This is a genomic window from Rhizobium sp. BR 315, from assembly GCF_050577975.1.
Lineage (GTDB): Bacteria > Pseudomonadota > Alphaproteobacteria > Rhizobiales > Rhizobiaceae > Rhizobium > Rhizobium miluonense.
Map to the genome: position 1 here is coordinate 25,665 of NZ_JARWKZ010000026.1, position 20,078 is coordinate 45,742.

The following is a 20,078-nucleotide window of genomic DNA, read 5'->3' on the forward strand; positions in this document are numbered from 1 at the left end:
GGAAACAGGCTACTTGATGCGCGGCAGCTCTTCCCACTGGTGATGCGGTGGCGGCGACGAAAGCTGCCATTCGAGCGTGGTTGCGCCCTCGCCCCAGGGATTGTTGCCTGCAACGCGCTTCTTTGCGAAGGCATCTATAACGCCCCAGAAGAAGAAGCAAAGACCTACGGCTGCGACATAGGAGCCGATGGAGGACACGAAGTTCCATCCGGCATAGGCATCCGGATAGTCGATATAGCGGCGCGGCATACCCGCACGACCCAGGAAGTGCTGCGGGAAGAACACCATGTTCACACCGATGAAGGTGATCCAGAAGTGCCAGTTGCCGATCCGCTCATTGTACATGTAGCCGGTCATCTTCGGGAACCAGTAGTACCAGGCGGCGAAGATCGCGAAGACGGCGCCGAGCGACAGTACGTAGTGGAAGTGTGCCACCACGAAGTAGGTCGCATGCAATTCACGGTCGAGACCGGCATTGGCGAGCTGAACGCCGGTGACGCCGCCAAGCGTGAACAGGAAGATGAAGCCGAGCGCCCAGATCATCGGCGTGCGGAACTCGATGGAGCCGCCCCACATCGTCGCGATCCATGAAAAGATTTTCACACCCGTCGGGACGGCGATAACCATCGTCGCGAAGACGAAGTAGCGCTGCGTATCGAGCGAGAGGCCCGTCACATACATGTGGTGAGCCCAGACGACGAAGCCGACGGCACCGATCGCGACCATGGCGTAGGCCATGCCCAGGTAGCCGAAGATCGGCTTGCGCGAGAAGGTCGAGATGATGTGGCTGATCATGCCGAAGCCGGGCAAGATCAGAATGTAGACTTCCGGATGGCCGAAGAACCAGAACAGGTGCTGGTAGAGCAGCGGATCGCCGCCGCCTTCCGGCGCGAAGAAGGTCGTGCCGAAGTTGCGGTCCGTCAGCACCATGGTGATGGCGCCGGCAAGAACCGGCAGCGACAGGAGCAGCAGGAATGCGGTGATCAGAACCGACCAGGCAAACAGCGGCATCTTGTGCAGCGTCATGCCCGGAGCGCGCATGTTCAGGATCGTGGTGATGAAGTTGATCGCACCGAGGATCGAGGAGGCACCCGCGATGTGCAGCGCGAAGATGACCAGATCGATCGCCGGACCCGGGTGGCCGACGGTACCCGACAAGGGCACATACATCGTCCAGCCGCCGCCCGCGCCGTAAGCGCCCGCAGGCCCTTCGACGAACATCGAGAGGAGCAGCAGCAGGAAGGCCGGGACGAGGAGCCAGAAGGAGATGTTGTTCAGGCGCGGGAAGGCCATGTCAGGCGCACCGATCATGATCGGCACCATCCAGTTGGCGAAGCCGCCGATCATAGCCGGCATGACCATGAAGAAGATCATGATCAGCGCGTGAGCGGTGACGAAGACGTTGTACATCTGCTTGCCGCCATCGATGGCAGCATCGCCCGAATAGCCGTAGACCATCGACGCCAGACCGCTGAAGATCTGAATGCCGGGTTCCTGCAGCTCCATGCGGATGGCGACGGACAGGAGGAATCCGATGACGCCCGCGAAGATCGCGAAGATCAGATAGAGCGTGCCGATGTCCTTGTGATTCGTCGAAAACAGCCAACGCTCGGCGAAGGTCTGCTTGTGGGCGTGGTGATCATCATGCGCATGGGCGTCTTGAAGACTGTGCGAGTGATCGTCGTGTGCCTTTGATCCAGACATTGTTCCTACCCCTCCTCTTACTTGGCCGTGTTTTCGGCGACCTTGACGGTTGCCGGTTGGTCGACAGCGGCCATTAGAGCCTTATTCGCTTTGTTCAGATCGGTTGCAGCGGAAGCAAGCCACTGCTTGTACTGATCGTCTGAGACAACGCGAATTGCGATCGGCATGAAAGAGTGATCCTTGCCGCAGAGCTCGGAACATTGCCCATAGAACAGGCCTTCGCGGTCAGCCTTAAACCAGGTCTCATTCAAACGACCGGGAATGGCGTCGATCCTGACACCGAAGGACGGCACGGCGAAGGAATGGATGACGTCAGCCGGCGCAGCCGTGACGAGAACGCGGACATTCTTGCCGACGGGCACGACCATCTCGTTATCGACAGCGAGGAGCCGAGGATATTTCGACTTATCTTCCTTGCCAGCCGTGGTGCGATCCTGCTCCTTCAGCATGAAAGAATCGAAAGCGAGCGGCGCAACGCCGCTGTTCTCATATTCATAGTTCCACTGCCATTGCGTCGCAGTCGCCTTGACGGTCACGTCGGTCTGCTGCGGAAAGGTCAGCTGGTCGGTGAGAAGATTGAAGGAAGGAATTGCCAGAAACAGCAGGATGAGAACGGGGCCAATCGTCCAGATAACCTCGATCAGCGTGTTATGGCTCGTCTTGGACGGTACCGGGTTCTTGGAGGCCTGGAACTTCACCATGACGACCACGAGGAGAACGAGGACAAGCAGCGTGATCGGAATGATAAACCAAAGCGTGTATGCCTCAAACCAACGGATTTGATGCATATTGCCGGTTGCCGCCTGCTGCATACCGATTTCCCAAGGTCTCGGCTGATCGGCATAGCTGCCTGTCGCAAAAAGCAGACAGATCAGAGCCGACAGAGCCGCGTAAGCTCTCTTAATCACGATGTCTCTCCCTCCAGCGTTTGATCCCAGATCTTCCTCAAACGCAGTATCCCTACAATCCATTGCGCTTCAAACCACAGTTTGGGGTACTCCGCAACAACTCAAGACATTTGTTAGTGCGGCATTTTTGCGCGAAGTTGCTCCTCCGCCGACCGAACATGGCAAGCATTTCATCATCATACGAAAAATTGCATCGCGGTCCATGGCGCCACCCGGACAAAATGGAGTAGATGTCGTATTTCCGCCGTAGTCGATTGGAATCCAGCACCGGGGCTTTTCATTTGCCGGCCTGGGCTTCAACAATAGCGGCACTGATTCGAATCTAGAGGTTTCCATGGGTTTTCGTTCCCTCGCCCGGCTTTGGCTTGTTACCGGCAGCGTCGTTGCCGCAGTTGCGGCGCCCGCATGGGCGCAACAAGCACAGCAGACGCAGCCGCCGGCGCAGCAGCTACAGCCCCAGCAACAGGGCCAGCCGCAGCCTCATACGCAACAGGTTCCCACCAGCCAGGTTCCGCAGCCGCCGGGCACGGTGCGTTCGAGCCACGGCGCATGGTCCGTCGTCTGCGACAAGCCGGCAGGCGCCTCGACCGAGCAATGCGCGCTGATGCAGAACGTCATCGCCGAGGATCGTCCGGAAATCGGCCTTTCCGTCGTTGTCCTGAAGACCGCCGACCGCAAGTCCAAGATCCTGCGCGTGCTTGCGCCGCTCGGCGTGCTCCTGCCGAACGGCCTCGGCCTCAACATCGACGGCAAGGATATCGGCCGCGCCTATTTCGTCCGTTGCTTCTCCGATGGCTGCTATGCTGAAGTCGTGCTTGAAGATGAGCTGTTGAAGACGCTGCGCAGCGGCGCCACGGCGACCTTCATCGTCTTCCAGTCGCCGGAAGAAGGCATCGGCATTCCTGTTGATCTGAAGGGCTTCGCCGAGGGTTACGACTCCCTTCCCTGACCGGATGGGCTTGCTCTTGCGCAGTGCGAAGCCTACATCCGCTCTGAACGGAGCAATTGACCCATGAACACCGATCTCCTTACCCTTTTCGACGCCGACGAAGCGAAGCTTCGGGCCATCGTGGCTGAAGCGCTTTCGGGTGCCGACGACGGCGAGCTCTTCGTCGAGCATGTCCAGGCCGAATCGCTGACCTTCGACAACGGCCGGATGAAGGGCGGAAGCTTTAATACCGAGCAGGGCTTTGGTCTTCGCGCCGTGGCGGGTGAAGCAGTGGGCTACGCCCATGCGGGCGATCTTTCAGAAGCAGCACTGAAACGCGCCGCCGACGCCGTGCGCGCCGTTACCTCGGGCTATGCCGGCTCCTATGCGGCTGCGCCCCAGCGCACCAACAAGGTGCTCTACGGCGACGGAAACCCGATCGGTGCCCCGACCTTCGAGGAAAAGGCAAAGCTACTCCAGCAGATCGACAGCTATCTGCGCAACAAGGACGACAAGGTGCGGCAGGTGACGGCGTCCATCGCCGCAAGCTGGCAGGTGGTCGATATCCTTCGCGCCGATGGCCATCGCGTCCGCGATATCCGTCCGATGACGCGAATCAACATCTCAGTCGTCGTGGGCGACGGCGACCGCCAGGAAGCAGGTTCCTTCGGCACGGGCGGCCGCATCGGTTTCGGCGATTTCGTCACGCAGGACAATTGGCATCGCGGCGCAGATGAGGCCCTGCGGCAGGCACTTGTCAACCTCGAAGCGATCGATGCGCCGGCCGGCACGACGGACGTCGTACTTGGCTCCGGCTGGCCGGGCGTCATGCTGCACGAGGCCGTCGGGCACGGGCTGGAAGGCGATTTCAACCGCAAGAAGACCTCGGCCTTCGCGGGCTTGCTTGGCCAGATGGTTGCCGCGCCCGGCGTGACCGTCGTCGATGACGGGACGATCGAGAACCGCCGTGGCTCCATCACGGTGGACGATGAAGGCACGCCTTCGGCCTATAACGTGCTGATAGAAAACGGCAAGCTGGTCGGCTATATGCAGGATCGGCAGAACGCACGGCTGATGGGCATGAAGGCGACCGGCAACGGCCGCCGCCAGGGATATGCTCACACGCCGATGCCGCGCATGACCAACACCTATATGCTCGGCGGCGACAAGACACCGGAGGAAATCATCGCCTCGGTGAAGAAGGGCATCTATGCCGTCTCCTTCGGCGGCGGCCAGGTTGACATAACGTCCGGCAAGTTCGTCTTCGGCTGCACCGAGGCCTATCTTATCGAGAACGGCAAGATCGGCGCTCCGATCAAGGGCGCCATGCTGATCGGCAACGGGCCTGAGGCCATGAAGCGGGTTTCGATGATCGGCAACGACATGAAGCTCGATACCGGCATCGGCAATTGCGGCAAGGCCGGCCAATGGGTGCCCGTCGGCGTGGGCCAGCCGCATCTGCGGATGGATCAGGTCACAGTGGGCGGCACCAAGGCTTAAGGCGCCCCGCCATCAGTCCTTACGAGGCCGGAAATACCATTTGCGCTCGACGGCAGCGGCCAGATCAAGGCCGTTGCGGTGCGCAAAGAGCAGGATATGGCCGAGCACATCGGCGGTCTCGTCCGCCAGGGCCGTCGCCAGTTCCGCTTCGCTCATGCCCTTGCGGCGCCCACGACCGGTCACCCTGTTCCAGATCTGGATCAGTTCGCCCATCTCCTCCTGGAGTTTCAGGACGAACCAGTCGTCGTCGCGTTCCAGGCCGTTGTCGGCGGCATAACTTGCCGAAGCCACTTCAAATTGCTGCATCAGATCTTTCAACATCGGCGTCGTTCCCTTTATGTTCCTGGCATTGATGAACGATTCCGACAAAAAAGTCGAGCCGGCGGAGTTTTGCCCCGCCGGCTCTCATTTATCCAATATGCTCTATGCTCAGCCCTTGTTCGGGAGCAGCATGCAATCGAAATCCTTGCGCTTCAAAGCCGAGCAGGCTGAATTCGCATCGTCGCGGCTTGCAAAACCGACGAAGCGGGCACGATAGACCGTGTTGGCACCCTTGCCGACGGCTTCCGTGTAGGGCGAGGCATTGGCGAGCGCATTGCCGGCCCTGGACTTCGCCTCGGACAATAGATCCTTAGCGGCCTGTGCGGTCGGCGTTGCGGCGATCTGCACCTGCCAACCGCCGGCCGCGGCCGGCTTGTTGGCAACGAGGATCTGGTCCATCGCAGCGGGACGGTCCATCGGAACGGTGACGTTCGAGGCTGCGGCAAAGGCCAGCGGAGCGGCCTCGACGCGCTTGCGCGCTATCGTGGTGGTGGCTGGTATCGTAGCGGCGGGTGTCGTTGTAGCCGTGGTCTGCGCATCGACATCGACGGAAACATCGTCGGATGCAGACGCCACTTCGACCTGCTTTGCCACCTTGCCGCCGCCAACGCTGGCGAGCAGCCGCGGTGTCGCAGCCGGGCTTGCCTTCGGCACATAGCGATCCAGCAGAGAGGCCATCAGCGCATCGCGACCGCGTGCGGTGGCGCCACCCATGACGACGCCGATCACGCGGCGGTTGCCCTGACGCACGGCGCTGACGAGGTTGAAGCCGGAGGCATTGGTGTAGCCGGTCTTGATGCCGTCCATGCCTTCATAGCGATACATGAGGTTGTTGTGGCCGCGAACGCGTTGGCCGCGATAAGTGAAGCTCGGCTGCGAGAAGAGCCGGTATTCCTGGGGATAGTTGTTGATGAGCGCAACGGCAAGCGTCGACATATCGCGTGCGGTCGTCACCTGCTGCATGCTCGGAAGGCCGGACGCGTTCACGAAGACAGTGCGGCGCATGCCGATCTCGCGCGCCTTCTGCGTCATCAGCCGGGCAAAGCCGCTTTCGCTGCCGCCGAGCGCTTCCGCCATGGCAGCGGCGGCATCGTTGGCGGATTTGACAATCATGCCGTCGACGGCTTCGCGAACGGTCACCGTGCCGCCCGCCTTCAGACCGAGCTTGGTCGGGGGCTTGGTCGCGGCAGCGCGCGATACCGGTATGCGGGTGTTCCAGCTGAGCTTGCCGCGATGGATAGCCTCGAAGGCCAAATACAAGGTCATCATCTTGGTCAACGATGCCGGATGGTTGAGGCTATCCGCATTGTTGGAAGCCAGCACATTGCCGGTCTTCGCATCCATGATGAAATAGGCGCCGCCGGCGAAGCTCGCCACAGGGGCGCTCACCAGCAGGACGGCCGCAGACAGGGCCATCAAAAGTCTTTTCATATTCGTCCCCAACCGAAAGAATGCCAACACACCGCATCAATCCCTGTATGATTTTGCGACAGAAACCCTGATATCAGTGCGATATTGAGGCAACAGCCTCCATAGTTCTCCAATTTTGCCTTTCCTGGTAAAATAACTATTAACGCATTGGAAATTATGGCAAAGATTCAGTAAGGTTTAACGGGGATGGGCTACAAGCCTGACATTCGTCAACCGGATCGATCCGCATGGAACAGGGCATCAAGGTCCGCCTGAAGCGCAGGCTGATCTCCAGCGGACTTGAGGCGGCCGCAATTCTTAAGGGTGCCGGCCTGATGCGAGACGTCGCCGTCATCGGCTCCATATTCACCCTGCATCATGTCCGCCCTACCCTGTCCCGACGCTTCGCACCCAACGCGCATCTCGAGGTCTCCCCCGATTTTCTCGACCGGGCGATCGGCCGCCTGAAGAAGGACGGCTACGAGTTCATCCCTGTTGACGCATTGCCGGCGCGGGTCGCGAATGCCGATGGCAAGCCGCCATTCGTCGCCTTCACGCTCGATGACGGCAACCGCGACAATCTCGATCACGCCCTGCCGATCTTTGCCCGCTACAATGCACCCTTCACAATCTTCGTTGCCCAGGGTCTTTCGGAACGGACCCATAGCCTGTGGTGGGAAACGCTGGCCGAACTTCTTGAGCGGCTGGATCGGCTGACATTCGATTTCGGGTCCGGCGAGGAATTCCTGCCGCTCGGAAAGTACAGTCAGAAGCAGGCTGCCTTTTCCCGTTTTGCGGCTTTCGTTCATGGCAATGACGAGAGCGAGGCCGTTGCGCGGATCGACGATCTCGCCAGACGGAACGGTCTGGAGCCGCTGGATATCGTCCGTGCATCGATCATGGATCGGGCGGAGTTGCGGGACCTCGCCCGCCATCCCCTCGCTTCGCTTGGCGCGCATACAGTGAGCCATCGGGCGCTGGCGCGGCTGCCCGAGGCGGAGTCCGCGGCGGAAATGGCGCTTTCAGCCGACTATGTGGCCGACATCACGGCGAAACGACCGACCGTGATTGCCTATCCCTATGGGACGATCGATGCGGTCTCGTCGCGAGAGGGCAGGCTTGCTGCCGAACTCGGCTTCTCGGTCGGGGTCACGACACGACCCGGCATGATCACGGCGGCAAGCGGCGGCGGCCTCACCCTGCTGCCGAGGCTGTCGCTGAACGGTCACTATCAGAAGGCACGCTATGCCTCGGCGCTCGCCTCCGGCATTCCCATGCGGCTGATGGGACGCCGGGAGGCGATGTAGCTCCGCCGGGCGACGGTGCCGATCTTACGGATACATCCGCACCTTTTGCCAGGCGCCTTCCGGCACATCACGTCGAAATTCGATACGGTCGTGCAAACGGAACTGGCGGTCGTGCCAGAATTCGATCGACAGCGGGCGGATACGGAAGCCGGACCAGTAAGGCGGGCGCGGAATGTCACCGATGGCATAGCGGGCGGTATATTCGGCAACAGCCTTTTCCAAGGCGAACCGACCCTCAAGAGGACGAGACTGCTTCGAAGCCCAAGCACCGATTCGGCTGCCGCGAGCTCTCGTCTTGTAGTACTCGTCCGCCTCCTTGTCAGTCACCACCTCAACCAGACCGCGCAGGCGCACCTGGCGACGTAGCGATTTCCAGTGGAAACACATGGCTGCTTTCTTTTGGGAAAGAATTTCTTGGCCTTTCTGGCTTTCGAAATTCGTATAGAATACGAATCCGTCGCTATCGAAACCCTTCAGAAGGACCATGCGAACATTTGGCAACCCATCCTTATCAACCGTTGCCAGAGCAACCGCATTCGGATCATTGGGTTCAGTGGTCTCCGCCTCGCGCAGCCAGGCTGCAAAAAGAGTGAAGGGTTCGTTCTGCTCGGTGAAGTCACCGCTTGTTAACTCGTTTTCCGACATATTAGTTTAAATACTCCGCAATTCCTAGAAACAGTCGGCCTCTCAGGCTGGCCGAAATATTCGGGTGGAAGTCATAGCAAAGTCGACCGTTCATACAAAGCGCAAGCTTGCAAAAGACGCGACGATGGCTATCGCCCTTGTCTCCCTTTTCACCCTTGGCGGCTGCGTTGGCGGAGGGATGGACTATCTCAGCTCAGCGAAAGTGGACCGCAGCGTCTCGACCGGCACAGTGCCGACCGCCCCTGTAACCACCGATAGTATCTCCGACGAAGCCACAGTGCGCAACGCCGTAACTTCGGCGGATCTTCACAAGCTCAACGGCCAGTCGATTCCCTGGGCCAATGCTTCCACGGGCAGCGCCGGCGTCATCGACATGATCGTCGAAAACAATGCCTCGGGCGTGGTCTGCCGCCAATTCCGTACAACCCGCCATTCCTATGACGGCATCGCCAACTTCTCCGGCAGAACCTGCCTCGTCGGCCAAGGCGAATGGCAATTGCTGAGCTTTCAGCAGGCCGGCTGATTAGCACTTTTCTAGCTTCCCAAAGCCAGGGCAGTCCGGCTCGACGGCCGCCACAATACATATGGCATGCTACTCCAGTTTCACGCGCCCGTCGTTAGCAATCGGCTAACCATCTCGCAAAATGGCCATTGTCCGCTCCCACCAGGCGTAACGCCTGATTAGCAACTTTTCCCGCAGGATCATTTCATACGCGCAACGACCTTGCCTCTTAAAGGGCGCAGGACAGCGAAGCGCGGACCATGAATTTATTTTGCTGGGATGCTCCTACGGTGCCGGGCACACCCATGAAACAGTGGCGGGAAAGATGCGTGATCCTTACAAGGTGCTGGGCGTAAAGAAGGATGCCGGGGCGGACGAGATAAAGTCCGCATGGCGCAACCTCGCAAAAACGGCCCACCCCGATCACAATATGGGCGATCCAACCGCCACCGAGCGTTTCGCCGAGATCGGCCGGGCATACGAGACGCTGAAGGACCCGCAAAAGCGCAGCCGCTACGACCAGATCGCCCGCATGGCCGAAGCAAAAGGCCAGAGCACCGAGCAGACGATCATACAGCAGCGCCAGGCGGCGCGCGAAATGGCCGAGCGCGCCAGGGCTGCACGTGCCAATGCTGAAAAAGTCATGGAGGAACTGGCCCGGGCAAACGCCCGCAAGGCGGCCGCAGCCGCTGCCGCGTCCAGTCAGCAGACGGCCACGAACGAGTCGCCCGAGGACGTGGTCGAGCGCATCTTCGGCGCAAAAGCCGCCCGCACGCAGCAGGAGCAGGCCACGGCCGAGGCGGTTGCACAGCAAGCCGGTAAGCAGCAAGCCGGCAAGCCGCAGGAAGCCGACACGACCACCACCGAAGAGGCACAGGTCGAAGAGGAACTGCTGGCAACGGGAACCGGCTCGGTAAGCTCGCGCTCGGCATTCGGCATTCTAAGCTCGTTCGTGCGCCGTATTACCGGCAGCAATGTTCAGGAGAAGCCACCGGAAAAGACGCCGGAAGTCGCTGCCGAAGCGACCGTGGCGCTCGACGACATGCTGAAGGCGCGCTGGATGACCGTGCCTCTGTCCGACGGTCGCGAGGCGCGCTTCCAGGCAACGACGGATATCAGCAACGGCCAGGTGCTTCACCTGAAGGGCCAGGGATTGAAGCTGCCGGGAATGCTGCGCGGCGATGTCGCCGTCACCATCCATTTGTCCACCGACAGCCGCTTCACGCTCGATGGCCATAACGTTCGCACCACACTGCCCGTGACGATAGAAAATGCCGTGCTCGGCTGCGAAACCACGGTCGAAGGGCTGAACGGTCAGGTCAGACTTACGGTACCGGCATGGTCCGGCTCGGATCAGATCGTTCGTATTCCCGGCGAGGGATTGCCTGACGGCAGTGGCGGCAAGGGCGATCTTGTCGTCGAATTGCGGCTGATGCTTTGGGAAAAACCAGACGACAAGATTACAGACCTGATGCGCAGCATGCGCGAAGGGCTTTTCCTGTGAAATTTTGGTGACAACAGCACCCTTTGTTACGATCCCTAACAGTTGATGATCTTTACGATGCTTGAACAGGGGAACGGCCTATGCCATAGGCAGGGTCATTCGAAAGTTCAAGGGAGCAGAATATGGCTCAATCCACTGGCCTCATGGCAGGCAAGCGCGGCGTCATCCTCGGCGTAGCAAACAACCGTTCGATAGCGTGGGGTATTGCCAAGGCCTGTTCGGATGCCGGAGCCGAGATCGCATTGACATGGCAGGGCGACGCTCTGAAGAAGCGCGTCGAGCCGCTCGCTCAGGAACTCGGCGCCTTCATGGCAGGCCATTGCGACGTGACCGAGCCGTCAACGATCGACGCCGTTATCGACGCGCTGGAAGCAAAGTGGGGCAAGATCGATTTCATCGTGCACGCGATCGCCTTCTCCGACAAGGATGAGTTGACCGGCCGTTACCTCGATACCAGCCGCGACAACTTCACCAAGACGATGGACATCTCCGTCTATTCGTTCACGGCCGTCGCACAGCGCGCCGAGCGAATCATGAATGACGGCGGCTCGATGATCACCCTCACCTATTACGGTGCGGAGAAGGTCATGCCGCATTATAACGTCATGGGTGTCGCCAAGGCTGCTCTGGAAGCAAGCGTGCGCTACCTCGCAGTCGATCTCGGTAGCCGCGGCATTCGCGTCAATGCGATTTCGGCAGGCCCGATCAAGACGCTCGCAGCTTCCGGCATCGGCGACTTCCGCTATATACTGAAGTGGAACGAGTACAACGCGCCGCTGAAGCGGACCGTTACGATCGACGAGGTCGGCAACTCCGCCCTCTACCTTCTGTCCGACCTGTCGACGGCTGTCACAGGCGAAATCCATCACGTCGATTCCGGCTATCACACAGTCGGCATGAAGGCTGTGGACGCGCCCGACATTTCCGTGGCGAAGGACTGATCAACAGGAAGACTGACCGTGGCGCCCATCCTCTATGTGATACGTCACGGTCAGACCGACTGGAATGCCGAGCGCCGCCTGCAGGGGCAGAAGGACATCGATCTCAATGCCATCGGCCGCGAACAGGCGCGGCAGAACGGCATCGACCTCGCCGAAATCCTCGCATTCGAAAACCGACCTTTCGATTTCATCGCCAGCCCGATGCGGCGCACGCGCGAGACCATGGAAATCGCCCGGCAGGCCATCGGCCTGCCGCCCAAGGACTATCTCACCGACGACAGGCTGATCGAGCTGTCGTTCGGCGCCTGGGAAGGCTTTACCCTCAAGGAACTGAAGGCAACGCAGCCTGACCGGCTTGCAGAGCGCAAGGCGAATAAATGGGATTTCATCCCACCCGGCGATGACGCCGAAAGCTACGAAATCCTCTCCTGGCGCGTGGGCTCCTGGTTGGCCTCAGTCGACCGGCCAACCGTCTGCGTCACGCATGGCGGCGTCATCCGCACGCTATTCCGTCTGATCGGCGATGTTGCGAAGGAAGAGGCGGCCGAAATCCCGATCCATCAGGACCAGATCCTGAAGGTCGATCCGCAAATGAAGATTATCGGCTGGATCTAAGATATTTCCGGGAAGAGTCGGCGGCTTTCTTCGACCGGAATTATATGAAATCACACATTGCCACGGTGCCCATGAGCCGCCGGCAGCCTAGTGGCGTCAGCATTTACTGGACGATATCGAGATCGTTGACGACGCGCTTGCCGTCGACTTCCGTGTAGAAGACCACGACCTTGACGCCGGCCTGCAGGCCGTTGAAATCAAAATCCTCGGGAACCTGATAGTTCTTGCCATCATCCAGCGTGATGCTGAAATTCTTCGTATCGACCTTCTTGATCGTTGCCTCGACATCCGCGCTCTCGGCAAAGCCAGCGACGGGAGCAAGCAGGCTTGCCGTTGCTAAAAGCGTCGCTACGAAAAAGCGCATGGTCGTTACCCTTCAGGTCAATTTGCTCGTGATTTCTTATGCGGCGTAGAAAACACGTCGAATATGGCGGAAGTTGCCCCCAATAGTGACTTCGCCCGCCCAATTGATGAATGTCTCGTCACAATCCACAATTCGGATTAATCTTTGTTTACCATGCCGATGGTCGGTGCAAGATGGGAGCCAAGCGCCGGTCCTGCGGCAACGGAAAGAAAGATTTTGTCTTACCGGCTTTTTGGCCTATGAGTGGGCCACAATCGCAAGAGACAAGACGCGGTCTGTTCGTCAGGCCGCACCAATCCGGTCGTTTTTCATGTCGCACAATACTTTCGGTCACCTCTTCCGCGTCACCACCTGGGGCGAAAGCCACGGCCCGGCACTCGGCTGTGTCGTCGACGGCTGCCCTCCAGGTCTCCGCTTCAAGCTCGAGGATCTTCAGGTCTGGCTCGACAAGCGCAAGCCGGGACAATCACGCTTCGTCACGCAGCGGCGCGAGGACGATCTCGTCAAGGTGCTGTCCGGGGTGATGATGGACGAGGACGGCGAGACCATGATCTCGACGGGCACGCCGATCTCGATGCTGATCGAGAATACCGACCAGCGCTCGAAGGATTACGGCGAGATCGCGCGGCGTTACCGCCCAGGCCATGCCGACTACACCTATGACGTCAAATACGGCATTCGCGACTATCGCGGCGGCGGGCGCTCGTCGGCGCGCGAAACAGCCGCACGCGTTGCTGCCGGCGGCATTGCCCGCCTCGTCGTGCCCGGCGTGACGATCCGCGGCGCGCTGGTACAGATCGGCAAGCACAAGATCAACCGCGCCAACTGGGATTGGACTAAGGTCGATCAGAACCCCTTCTTCGCCCCCGATCCGGAAATCGTGCCGGTGTGGGAAGAGTATCTCGATGGTATCCGCAAGGCCGGCTCCTCGATCGGCGCTGTGGTAGAAGTCGTGGCCGAAGGCGTGCCGGCCGGTCTCGGCGCACCGATCTACGGCAAGCTCGATCAGGATATCGCCTCGCTGCTGATGTCGATCAACGCCGTCAAGGGCGTCGAAATCGGTGAAGGCTTTGCCTCTGCCGAGCTGACAGGCGAGGAGAATGCCGACGAGATGCGCATGGGCAATGACGGCAAGCGCATCTTCCTGTCCAATCATGCCGGCGGCATCCTCGGCGGCATTTCCACCGGCGAGCCGGTGATCGCCCGCTTCGCCATCAAGCCGACCTCTTCGATCCTGACCGAACGCCAGTCGATCGATGCCGATGGCCACAATGTCGATGTGCGCACCAAGGGCCGTCACGATCCGTGCGTCGGCATTCGTGCCGTGCCGATCGGCGAAGCGATGGTTGCTTGCGCCGTTGCCGACCATTATCTGAGGGATCGCGGCCAGACGGGCCAGCAGAGATAGGAATTTCTAGATGCCTTACGACCAGAAGCGTGTTGTCGATGCCATCCGGGCCTTCGAGGCCGGCGAAATCGTCGTGGTCATGGATGATAACGATCGTGAAAACGAAGGCGACCTGATCGTCGCGGCGGTTCACTGCACGCCGGATAAGATGGCCTTCATCGTTCGGCACACCTCGGGCATCGTCTGCACGCCGATGCCGCGAGAGGAAGCCAAGCGCCTGAACCTCAACGCCATGGTAGCGGAGAACGATTCCGCCCACACGACAGCCTTCACCGTCTCCGTCGACTTCAAGCATGGCACCACCACGGGCATTTCCGCCGACGACCGGACGCTGACGGTGCGCAACCTCGCCAATCCGAATGTCGGGCCCACCGATTTCGTCCGTCCCGGCCATATCTTCCCGCTCGTTGCCCGCGAGGGCGGCGTGCTCATGCGCTCCGGCCATACGGAAGCTGCCGTCGACCTCTGCAAGCTTGCCGGCCTGCCGCCGATCGGCGTCATCAGCGAGCTCGTCAATGACGACGGCACGGTGACACGCGGCCAGCAGGTGGTGGAATTCGCCGAACAGAACGGCCTGAAGCTTGTCTCCGTCGCCGATCTCATCGCCTATCGCCAGCGCAAGGAAACGCTGATCGAACTCGGCAACAGCTTCGATATCGAGACGCCGTTCGGCAAGGCGCGCGCACATACCTATTCGCTGCCCTGGGACCCGATGCAGCATCTCGCCGTCGTCTTCGGCGATATCCGCGACGGCATCGACATACCGGTGCGCCTGCATCCGGAAAACGTCGCCGATGATATTTTCGGCAAGAGCAGCCCGGTCGATTTCTACATGCAGAAGATTGCCGAAGAGGGCCGCGGCATCATCGTCTATCTGCGCGAAGGCTCCGTCGGCGTCGGCCATTTCGACAACGGCCGCAAATCGCGCCAGACCGGCCGCGAAGCCCATGCCGAAGCCCAGACGCGCGAGAACGAATGGCTGGAAATCGGCCTGGGTGCACAGATCCTGAAGGATCTCGGCGTCACCTCGATCAAGCTGCTTACCAGCCGCGAGCGGCACTATGTCGGCCTCGAAGGTTTTGGCATCAAGATCGCCAAGACGGAAATCTGCTGAAATTCGCCCTGCTCTTGACCGGGAGGGTCGGAGCAGAGCTCCGGGGTGAGGCGATGTCTCTCCGCACTCAGGGTCACCCCACCCCGTGTGTTCCGGGCGATCTCCCCTCTCAAGGCGGAGGTGGTGAGCCCCGCCACCCCTCGAGAAAGACGACCTTTTCGACGCCGGCGAAGCGAGCGACGCGGTCCAGCTCGGCCTCCAGCTTCTCCAGCCGGCCGGCCGAGGCCTTAATACCCGGCTCCAGCCACAGGCGCTTGACGTCCAGAGTGCCCAACTTGCGATCGGCCTTCATGTCGATCCGTCCGATCAGCCGGTCTCCCTCCAGCAGCGGGAAGACATAATAGCCGTATTCGCGCTTCGGTTCCGGCACGAAGATCTCGATGCGGTAGAAGAAACCGAAGAGACGTTCGGTGCGGTCTCTGTCTCGCAACATCGGGTCGAAGGGGCTGAGGATGCGGATGCGCGCCGGCGCTTCCGGATGATCATCGAGCGTTGCATGGAATTGCGTGAAGGCAAGGGATGGGCGCGGCTTGCCGCCGCCGGCAGGCTCGATCAGCACATCCGTCAATTCGTCACGATGCGTCTCGACCCAGGCCTTGGCCTCATGGGGTTTGACAAGATCCCAGAAGGCAGCGATTTCACCCGAGGTGGCAAAGCCCAGGCGCTGCAGCGCGCTGCGGCAGGCCCAGTCGACGAACTCGTCATGCTCCACTTCCGGCTCATGGAAACGGCTCGGCAGCACGCGTTCGACGAGATCGTAGACCTTCTGGAAATTGGTGCGGCCGGCGATGGCGAATTTGCCGGTACGCCAGAAATATTCGAGCGCCGTCTTATTCGGGTGCCAATTCCACCAGCCACCGGAGACGTGATCCTCCGCCTTGACTTCACGGGCGGTGATGGCGCCGTTCTTCAGCACACGCTCGTAGGTTTCCTCGAAGGCGGCCTCGAAGCCCTCCCCGCGCCATTTGCGCCACCGTTCGACGATCGTCACTTCTTCGCGGCGAAAGCGATGCTTCCAGTAGACGAAAAAGGCGCTCGGGAGGATGGAGGCATCATGAGTCCAGTTCTCGAAGAGTGCGCCATCCTTTTCCAAGAGCTCCGTCAGATGCTCTCGTCGATAGGTCTGGTTGCGCGAAAACAGGATCTGATGATGGGCGCGCTCCACGGTGGCGATGCTGTCCACCTGCACGAAACCGATGTCATTAATGAGCTGCAGCAACCCCGCCTTGGTCAAGGCGCGGTTCGGCGGATTGGCGAGCCCCTGCTTGGCAAGGAACACGCGGCGGGCGTCACGATTCGAAAGCAGATTCGTCATGGCGGATCATAGGCATAAATTCCCATGCGTTCAAAGAGGCATTGATTTGATAAATCGATGCGATGCGCTATAGCTCCGCGATAGAGCAATTCCAGGAAAAGTGTGCAGCGGTTTTCCGTCCGGAATTGCTTGAAATAAAGAGATAGAGCGGTTCAGAGGTTCCGTGAAGCGCTGAACCGCTCCAGTATCATGGGACGGGGAAGCCGCTTGGATATTCGCTTCGACAATGCCGGTGTCGATTATGGCACGCGCACCGCGCTGTTTCCGCTCAGCCTGGCGCTTCGGGAGCGCCGCATCGGTGTGATCGGCCTTAACGGTTCCGGCAAGACCACCTTTGCGCGGCTGATCAACGGGCTCGTCAAGCCGACGACCGGACGCATCGTGGTCGATGGGTTCGACACGGTCGGTGACGCCAGTGAAGTGCTCGGAAAAGTCGGCTATATCTTCCAGTCGCCGCAGAACCAGATCATCCTGCCCATCGTGCGCGACGACATCGCCTTCGGGCTGAAGGCGCGCGGATACGGCAAGACACAGATCGAGGCGGCCGTCGAGAACATTCTCGACCGGTTCGGCGTCAGCCATCTCGGCGCACGGCGCGCCCACGAGCTTTCCGGCGGAGAATTGCAGATGGCTGCCCTCTGCTCGGTGCTGGTCACCGGCCCCGACATCCTGATCCTCGACGAACCAACCAACCAGCTCGACCTCAAAAACCGGGCATTGGTGCAGAAGACCATCGCAGGGCTGCCCGAGGCCGTCATCGTCATCAGCCATGACCTGCCGCTGGTCGAGGATTTCGATCGGGTGCTGCTGTTCGACCAAGGCCGCCTGGTGGCCGATGCTCCGGCCGCCGAAGCCATTGCTCTCTACAAGGAGCTGGCAGGCTGATGCAAACGCTGCATGTCGACGCGGATACATGGATGCATCGGCTTTCGCCGCGCGTGAAGCTGCTGGCACTCGCGGCACTTGGCGTTTTGCTGTTCCTGACGCAATCCATCACGGTGCTTGCCTGTGCAAATCTCATCGGCTCAGGCTTCTATTTTCGCACCGGCTTGGCGTTCGGGGATGCGCTGAAGCGATTGCGTCCTATCCTGATCTCGATTACCGTGCTGGCTGTCTTTGCAGCACTTTTCGGCCCGCTTCACATCGCAATCGTCACCGCGCTGCGCCTGACGGCGCTCGCACTGTTTGCCGCCACCGTGACCGCGACGACATCGATGGCTGGGTTCATCGACGAGATCACCGCCCTTGCTATGCCGCTCGATAAGATGGGCCTGCTCAAAGCAGCCGATATCGGGCTTGCGATCGGCCTCGTTATCCGTTTCGTGCCTGAAATTCTCGACCGCTACCGCGCGATCCGCGAAGCGCATCAGGCCCGGGGGATCGAGATACGGCTGGCAACCACGCTTGCGCCGCTGATCATCCTGACGCTGCGCGATGCGGACAATATTGCGGCGGCGATTGACGCGCGCGGCATTCGGCGGCAATGAACATAGATCTTTTTCGGAAGGAGCCGCCATGAACACCCGCGATCTCGTCCTCTCGGCACTTTTTGCCGCCATCATCGTGGCGCTTGGCCTGCTGCCGCCGATCCCGATCGGCATCATTCCCGTACCGATAACCGCGCAGTCCCTCGGCGTCATGCTGACGGGCGTGGTGCTCGGAGCGAAGCGTGGCACCATCGCAGTGCTGATCGTCGTTGCGCTCGTCATCATCGGCCTGCCGGTGCTGTCGGGCGGCCGCGGCGGTCTTGCCGTCTTTGCAGGTCCGACGGCCGGCTTCTTCGTCGGCTGGATATTTGCAGCCTTCGCCACCGGTTATCTCTCGGAGCGGCTGGTGAAGCCCGAGCAGAGCGGCCTCAACCAGGGCATCAGCTTCTTTGTCGCGGCCGTGACCGGCGGCGTCGTGGTGCTCTATGCCTTCGGCATTGCCTGGCTGGCAATCAATATCGGCTTCAACAAGGCTTTCTTCGGCTCCCTGGCTTTCGTGCCGGGGGACCTCATAAAGGCTTTTGTCGCAGCCCTTGCCGGCCGTGCGGTCATGGTCGGCTACCCGCTGCTGCCGCAGCGAAGCTAGGCCGGGTTCAGGCCAGATATTTGTAGAGCCAATCGCGCGTGTCTTCCGGCAGCGGCGCGGGATCGTGCTCGTCGCCGCGAACCGCGAGCCAGAGAATTTCTACCTCTGCCGCGAGTTCATTGCCGGCCTCGACCGCAACGACGAAGCCGATCGACTTTCCGCCAATCTTGTTGACGCTGATCGAAAAGCGAGCAAGATCATCGTAGCGAAGGGGCCTGTGCAGGGAACAGGACGCCTTCCTGGCGATATAGATCGGCTCGTCATCGACCAAAGGCCGCGTGCGCCAAAAATTCGAAAGCGCCGTCTCCGCCTGCGAGATATAGGATGCTATGAACATGTGGCCATGCCTGTCGACATCGCGCGGCGGCACCCTGACTTCGATGACATCGGATCGCTCTACACTCATCATCACGCAACAACCCTGGTCGACGCCATACTGACCTTAATGAAAGCTTAACACCGCGCCTCGATAAGTAAACGGGCGCCCTTCCAAAGTGGTTAAGATGGATTGTTGACATCGTGGTGACATTGTCCATGTCCTGTAATAGGCGTCACACCTCCTCTATAGATTGGCCCCATGAGCACACGTCTTTACGAACATCCGATCTTCCTAGAACATATTGTTCCGCCCGGCCACCCGGAGCGGCCGGACCGATTGCGGTCGCTGAATATCGCGCTTGAGCATCCGAACTTCGAGCGGCTGGACCGGCGCAAGGCTCCGCCCGCTCCCGAGGATGCGATCCTGCTCGCACATCCCGAAGAACACCTGGAATTCGTCCTGCGCTCGATGCCGGACAGAGGCGACGACGGCGAGATCAACCAGCTCGAGGCAGACACCTATGCCAGCCCGAAGACGCTGCAGGCGATCCTGCACGGCGTCGGCGGCGCCATGGCGGCGGTGGACGACGTGTTTTCCGGCGCTGCCGACAATGTCTTCGTCGCGGCCCGCCCGCCCGGCCACCACGCCGAGAAGTCCAAGGCCATGGGCTTCTGCTTCTTCAACAATGCCGCGATCGCCGCCCGCCATGCGCAAAAGGCCCATGGCGCCGAGCGCGTCGCCATCGTCGACTGGGACGTGCACCACGGCAACGGCACGCAGGACATTTTCTGGGACGACCCGTCGGTGCTCTTCTGCTCCACCCATCAGATGCCGCTCTATCCGGGCACGGGCAAGAAGGACGAGCGCGGCGCGCACAATACCATTGTCAATGCGCCGCTTTCGCCGAACACCGGAGGGGATCATTTCCGTGAGGCCTTCAAATCGCGGATCCTGCCGGCGCTCGATGATTTCCGCCCGGACATCATCATCATCTCCGCCGGCTTCGACGCCCACTACCGCGATCCGCTGGCGCAGCTCAACCTCACCGGCGAGGATTTCGACTGGGCGACGGGGCGGCTTCTGGAGGTCGCCGACCGCAGCGCCAACAACCGGGTCGTCAGCCTGCTCGAAGGCGGCTATGATCTGGAAGGCCTCGCCGAGTCGGCGGGGATGCATATTCTACGCATGATGAAGGGTTGA

General features: G+C 60.5%; 21 protein-coding genes. 13 read left to right on the forward strand and 8 right to left on the reverse strand.

What is annotated here, in order from left to right; all coding sequences use genetic code 11:
• Positions 1–9: 9 nt before the first annotated feature.
• A complete protein-coding gene (gene ctaD, locus QD409_RS22175) occupies positions 10–1,704 on the reverse strand; it encodes a cytochrome c oxidase subunit I (RefSeq protein WP_092847095.1) in 1,695 nt (564 codons plus the stop codon).
• Between the two features lie 17 nt (positions 1,705–1,721).
• Positions 1,722–2,612, reverse strand: a complete 891-nt coding sequence (coxB, locus tag QD409_RS22180; protein ID WP_092847093.1) for a cytochrome c oxidase subunit II — start codon at positions 2,610–2,612, stop codon at positions 1,722–1,724.
• A 334-nt stretch (positions 2,613–2,946) separates the two neighbouring features.
• On the opposite strand from coxB, the gene QD409_RS22185 reads away from it, so the two are divergent.
• Positions 2,947–3,561: an invasion associated locus B family protein gene (locus tag QD409_RS22185; protein WP_092847091.1), complete on the forward strand. Its 615-nt coding sequence runs from the start codon at positions 2,947–2,949 to the stop codon at positions 3,559–3,561.
• A 63-nt stretch (positions 3,562–3,624) separates the two neighbouring features.
• The gene (gene tldD, locus QD409_RS22190) at positions 3,625–5,040 is read left to right on the forward strand and encodes a metalloprotease TldD (RefSeq protein WP_092847089.1); all 1,416 of its coding nucleotides are present in this window, start codon (positions 3,625–3,627) and stop codon (positions 5,038–5,040) included.
• Positions 5,041–5,052: 12 nt separating this feature from the next.
• Here the strand turns inward: tldD and QD409_RS22195 are convergent, their stop codons facing one another.
• The gene (locus QD409_RS22195; RefSeq protein ID WP_092847160.1) at positions 5,053–5,361 is read right to left on the reverse strand and encodes a pyrophosphatase; all 309 of its coding nucleotides are present in this window, start codon (positions 5,359–5,361) and stop codon (positions 5,053–5,055) included.
• A 108-nt stretch (positions 5,362–5,469) separates the two neighbouring features.
• Positions 5,470–6,792: a D-alanyl-D-alanine carboxypeptidase gene (locus QD409_RS22200; protein WP_092847087.1), complete on the reverse strand. Its 1,323-nt coding sequence runs from the start codon at positions 6,790–6,792 to the stop codon at positions 5,470–5,472.
• Positions 6,793–7,019: 227 nt separating this feature from the next.
• On the opposite strand from QD409_RS22200, the gene QD409_RS22205 reads away from it, so the two are divergent.
• Positions 7,020–8,078 carry a polysaccharide deacetylase family protein gene (locus QD409_RS22205; protein WP_092847085.1) on the forward strand — a complete coding sequence of 353 codons (1,059 nt, stop codon included), beginning with the start codon at positions 7,020–7,022 and terminating at the stop codon, positions 8,076–8,078.
• A gap of 24 nt (positions 8,079–8,102) precedes the next feature.
• Here the strand turns inward: QD409_RS22205 and pdxH are convergent, their stop codons facing one another.
• Positions 8,103–8,723 carry a pyridoxamine 5'-phosphate oxidase gene (gene pdxH, locus QD409_RS22210; protein ID WP_092847083.1) on the reverse strand — a complete coding sequence of 207 codons (621 nt, stop codon included), beginning with the start codon at positions 8,721–8,723 and terminating at the stop codon, positions 8,103–8,105.
• A gap of 64 nt (positions 8,724–8,787) precedes the next feature.
• On the opposite strand from pdxH, the gene QD409_RS22215 reads away from it, so the two are divergent.
• The 4 genes from QD409_RS22215 to QD409_RS22230 all read left to right on the forward strand — a co-directional run bounded on the left by QD409_RS22215 (position 8,788) and on the right by QD409_RS22230 (position 12,285).
• A complete protein-coding gene (locus QD409_RS22215; RefSeq protein WP_092847081.1) occupies positions 8,788–9,246 on the forward strand; it encodes an RT0821/Lpp0805 family surface protein in 459 nt (152 codons plus the stop codon).
• A gap of 304 nt (positions 9,247–9,550) precedes the next feature.
• Positions 9,551–10,729, forward strand: a complete 1,179-nt coding sequence (locus tag QD409_RS22220; protein WP_092847079.1) for a DnaJ domain-containing protein — start codon at positions 9,551–9,553, stop codon at positions 10,727–10,729.
• A gap of 122 nt (positions 10,730–10,851) precedes the next feature.
• Positions 10,852–11,670 carry an enoyl-ACP reductase FabI gene (gene fabI, locus QD409_RS22225; protein WP_092847077.1) on the forward strand — a complete coding sequence of 273 codons (819 nt, stop codon included), beginning with the start codon at positions 10,852–10,854 and terminating at the stop codon, positions 11,668–11,670.
• Positions 11,671–11,688: 18 nt separating this feature from the next.
• Positions 11,689–12,285, forward strand: coding sequence for a histidine phosphatase family protein (locus QD409_RS22230; protein WP_092847075.1), 597 nt, complete (start codon positions 11,689–11,691; stop codon positions 12,283–12,285).
• A 103-nt stretch (positions 12,286–12,388) separates the two neighbouring features.
• Here the strand turns inward: QD409_RS22230 and QD409_RS22235 are convergent, their stop codons facing one another.
• Entirely contained in the window at positions 12,389–12,649 is a 261-nt protein-coding gene (locus QD409_RS22235; RefSeq protein WP_004110020.1) for a DUF1344 domain-containing protein, read from the reverse strand.
• 310 nt (positions 12,650–12,959) lie between these two features.
• Here QD409_RS22235 and aroC point away from each other — a divergent pair, with 310 nt between their 5' ends.
• Together aroC and ribB are read left to right on the forward strand one after the other, a co-directional pair.
• A complete protein-coding gene (aroC, locus tag QD409_RS22240) occupies positions 12,960–14,057 on the forward strand; it encodes a chorismate synthase (RefSeq protein ID WP_092847158.1) in 1,098 nt (365 codons plus the stop codon).
• 10 nt (positions 14,058–14,067) lie between these two features.
• Positions 14,068–15,171 carry a 3,4-dihydroxy-2-butanone-4-phosphate synthase gene (gene ribB, locus QD409_RS22245; protein WP_092847073.1) on the forward strand — a complete coding sequence of 368 codons (1,104 nt, stop codon included), beginning with the start codon at positions 14,068–14,070 and terminating at the stop codon, positions 15,169–15,171.
• Positions 15,172–15,280: 109 nt separating this feature from the next.
• Here ribB and QD409_RS22250 read toward each other — a convergent pair whose 3' ends face one another.
• Positions 15,281–16,486, reverse strand: a complete 1,206-nt coding sequence (locus tag QD409_RS22250) for a winged helix-turn-helix domain-containing protein (protein ID WP_092847071.1) — start codon at positions 16,484–16,486, stop codon at positions 15,281–15,283.
• Positions 16,487–16,693: 207 nt separating this feature from the next.
• On the opposite strand from QD409_RS22250, the gene QD409_RS22255 reads away from it, so the two are divergent.
• From QD409_RS22255 to QD409_RS22265, 3 genes are read left to right on the forward strand one after another with little or no spacing between them, the layout of a single operon-like run.
• Positions 16,694–17,371, forward strand: coding sequence for an energy-coupling factor ABC transporter ATP-binding protein (locus QD409_RS22255; RefSeq protein ID WP_092847069.1), 678 nt, complete (start codon positions 16,694–16,696; stop codon positions 17,369–17,371).
• Positions 17,371–17,973, forward strand: a complete 603-nt coding sequence (locus tag QD409_RS22260) for an energy-coupling factor transporter transmembrane component T family protein (protein ID WP_092847067.1) — start codon at positions 17,371–17,373, stop codon at positions 17,971–17,973. The genes QD409_RS22255 and QD409_RS22260 overlap by 1 nt, the downstream gene beginning before the upstream one ends.
• Positions 17,974–18,001: 28 nt before the next feature.
• Positions 18,002–18,559, forward strand: a complete 558-nt coding sequence (locus QD409_RS22265; RefSeq protein WP_092847065.1) for a biotin transporter BioY — start codon at positions 18,002–18,004, stop codon at positions 18,557–18,559.
• 7 nt (positions 18,560–18,566) lie between these two features.
• Here the strand turns inward: QD409_RS22265 and QD409_RS22270 are convergent, their stop codons facing one another.
• Positions 18,567–18,968: an acyl-CoA thioesterase gene (locus tag QD409_RS22270; protein WP_092847063.1), complete on the reverse strand. Its 402-nt coding sequence runs from the start codon at positions 18,966–18,968 to the stop codon at positions 18,567–18,569.
• 168 nt (positions 18,969–19,136) lie between these two features.
• Here QD409_RS22270 and QD409_RS22275 point away from each other — a divergent pair, with 168 nt between their 5' ends.
• Positions 19,137–20,078 carry a histone deacetylase family protein gene (locus tag QD409_RS22275; RefSeq protein WP_092847061.1) on the forward strand — a complete coding sequence of 314 codons (942 nt, stop codon included), beginning with the start codon at positions 19,137–19,139 and terminating at the stop codon, positions 20,076–20,078.

What these genes read in the sequence shown, in the direction of transcription:
- ctaD (WP_092847095.1), bottom strand. Translation starts at nt 1,704, where the DNA reads ATGTCTGGATCAAAGGCACACGACGATCACTCGCACAGTCTTCAAGAC.
- QD409_RS22185 (WP_092847091.1), top strand. Translation starts at nt 2,947, where the DNA reads ATGGGTTTTCGTTCCCTCGCCCGGCTTTGGCTTGTTACCGGCAGCGTC.
- tldD (WP_092847089.1), top strand. Translation starts at nt 3,625, where the DNA reads ATGAACACCGATCTCCTTACCCTTTTCGACGCCGACGAAGCGAAGCTT.
- QD409_RS22195 (WP_092847160.1), bottom strand. Translation starts at nt 5,361, where the DNA reads ATGTTGAAAGATCTGATGCAGCAATTTGAAGTGGCTTCGGCAAGTTAT.
- QD409_RS22200 (WP_092847087.1), bottom strand. Translation starts at nt 6,792, where the DNA reads ATGAAAAGACTTTTGATGGCCCTGTCTGCGGCCGTCCTGCTGGTGAGC.
- QD409_RS22205 (WP_092847085.1), top strand. Translation starts at nt 7,020, where the DNA reads ATGGAACAGGGCATCAAGGTCCGCCTGAAGCGCAGGCTGATCTCCAGC.
- pdxH (WP_092847083.1), bottom strand. Translation starts at nt 8,723, where the DNA reads ATGTCGGAAAACGAGTTAACAAGCGGTGACTTCACCGAGCAGAACGAA.
- QD409_RS22220 (WP_092847079.1), top strand. Translation starts at nt 9,551, where the DNA reads ATGCGTGATCCTTACAAGGTGCTGGGCGTAAAGAAGGATGCCGGGGCG.
- fabI (WP_092847077.1), top strand. Translation starts at nt 10,852, where the DNA reads ATGGCTCAATCCACTGGCCTCATGGCAGGCAAGCGCGGCGTCATCCTC.
- QD409_RS22235 (WP_004110020.1), bottom strand. Translation starts at nt 12,649, where the DNA reads ATGCGCTTTTTCGTAGCGACGCTTTTAGCAACGGCAAGCCTGCTTGCT.
- aroC (WP_092847158.1), top strand. Translation starts at nt 12,960, where the DNA reads ATGTCGCACAATACTTTCGGTCACCTCTTCCGCGTCACCACCTGGGGC.
- ribB (WP_092847073.1), top strand. Translation starts at nt 14,068, where the DNA reads ATGCCTTACGACCAGAAGCGTGTTGTCGATGCCATCCGGGCCTTCGAG.
- QD409_RS22250 (WP_092847071.1), bottom strand. Translation starts at nt 16,486, where the DNA reads ATGACGAATCTGCTTTCGAATCGTGACGCCCGCCGCGTGTTCCTTGCC.
- QD409_RS22260 (WP_092847067.1), top strand. Translation starts at nt 17,371, where the DNA reads ATGCAAACGCTGCATGTCGACGCGGATACATGGATGCATCGGCTTTCG.
- QD409_RS22265 (WP_092847065.1), top strand. Translation starts at nt 18,002, where the DNA reads ATGAACACCCGCGATCTCGTCCTCTCGGCACTTTTTGCCGCCATCATC.
- QD409_RS22270 (WP_092847063.1), bottom strand. Translation starts at nt 18,968, where the DNA reads ATGATGAGTGTAGAGCGATCCGATGTCATCGAAGTCAGGGTGCCGCCG.
- QD409_RS22275 (WP_092847061.1), top strand. Translation starts at nt 19,137, where the DNA reads ATGAGCACACGTCTTTACGAACATCCGATCTTCCTAGAACATATTGTT.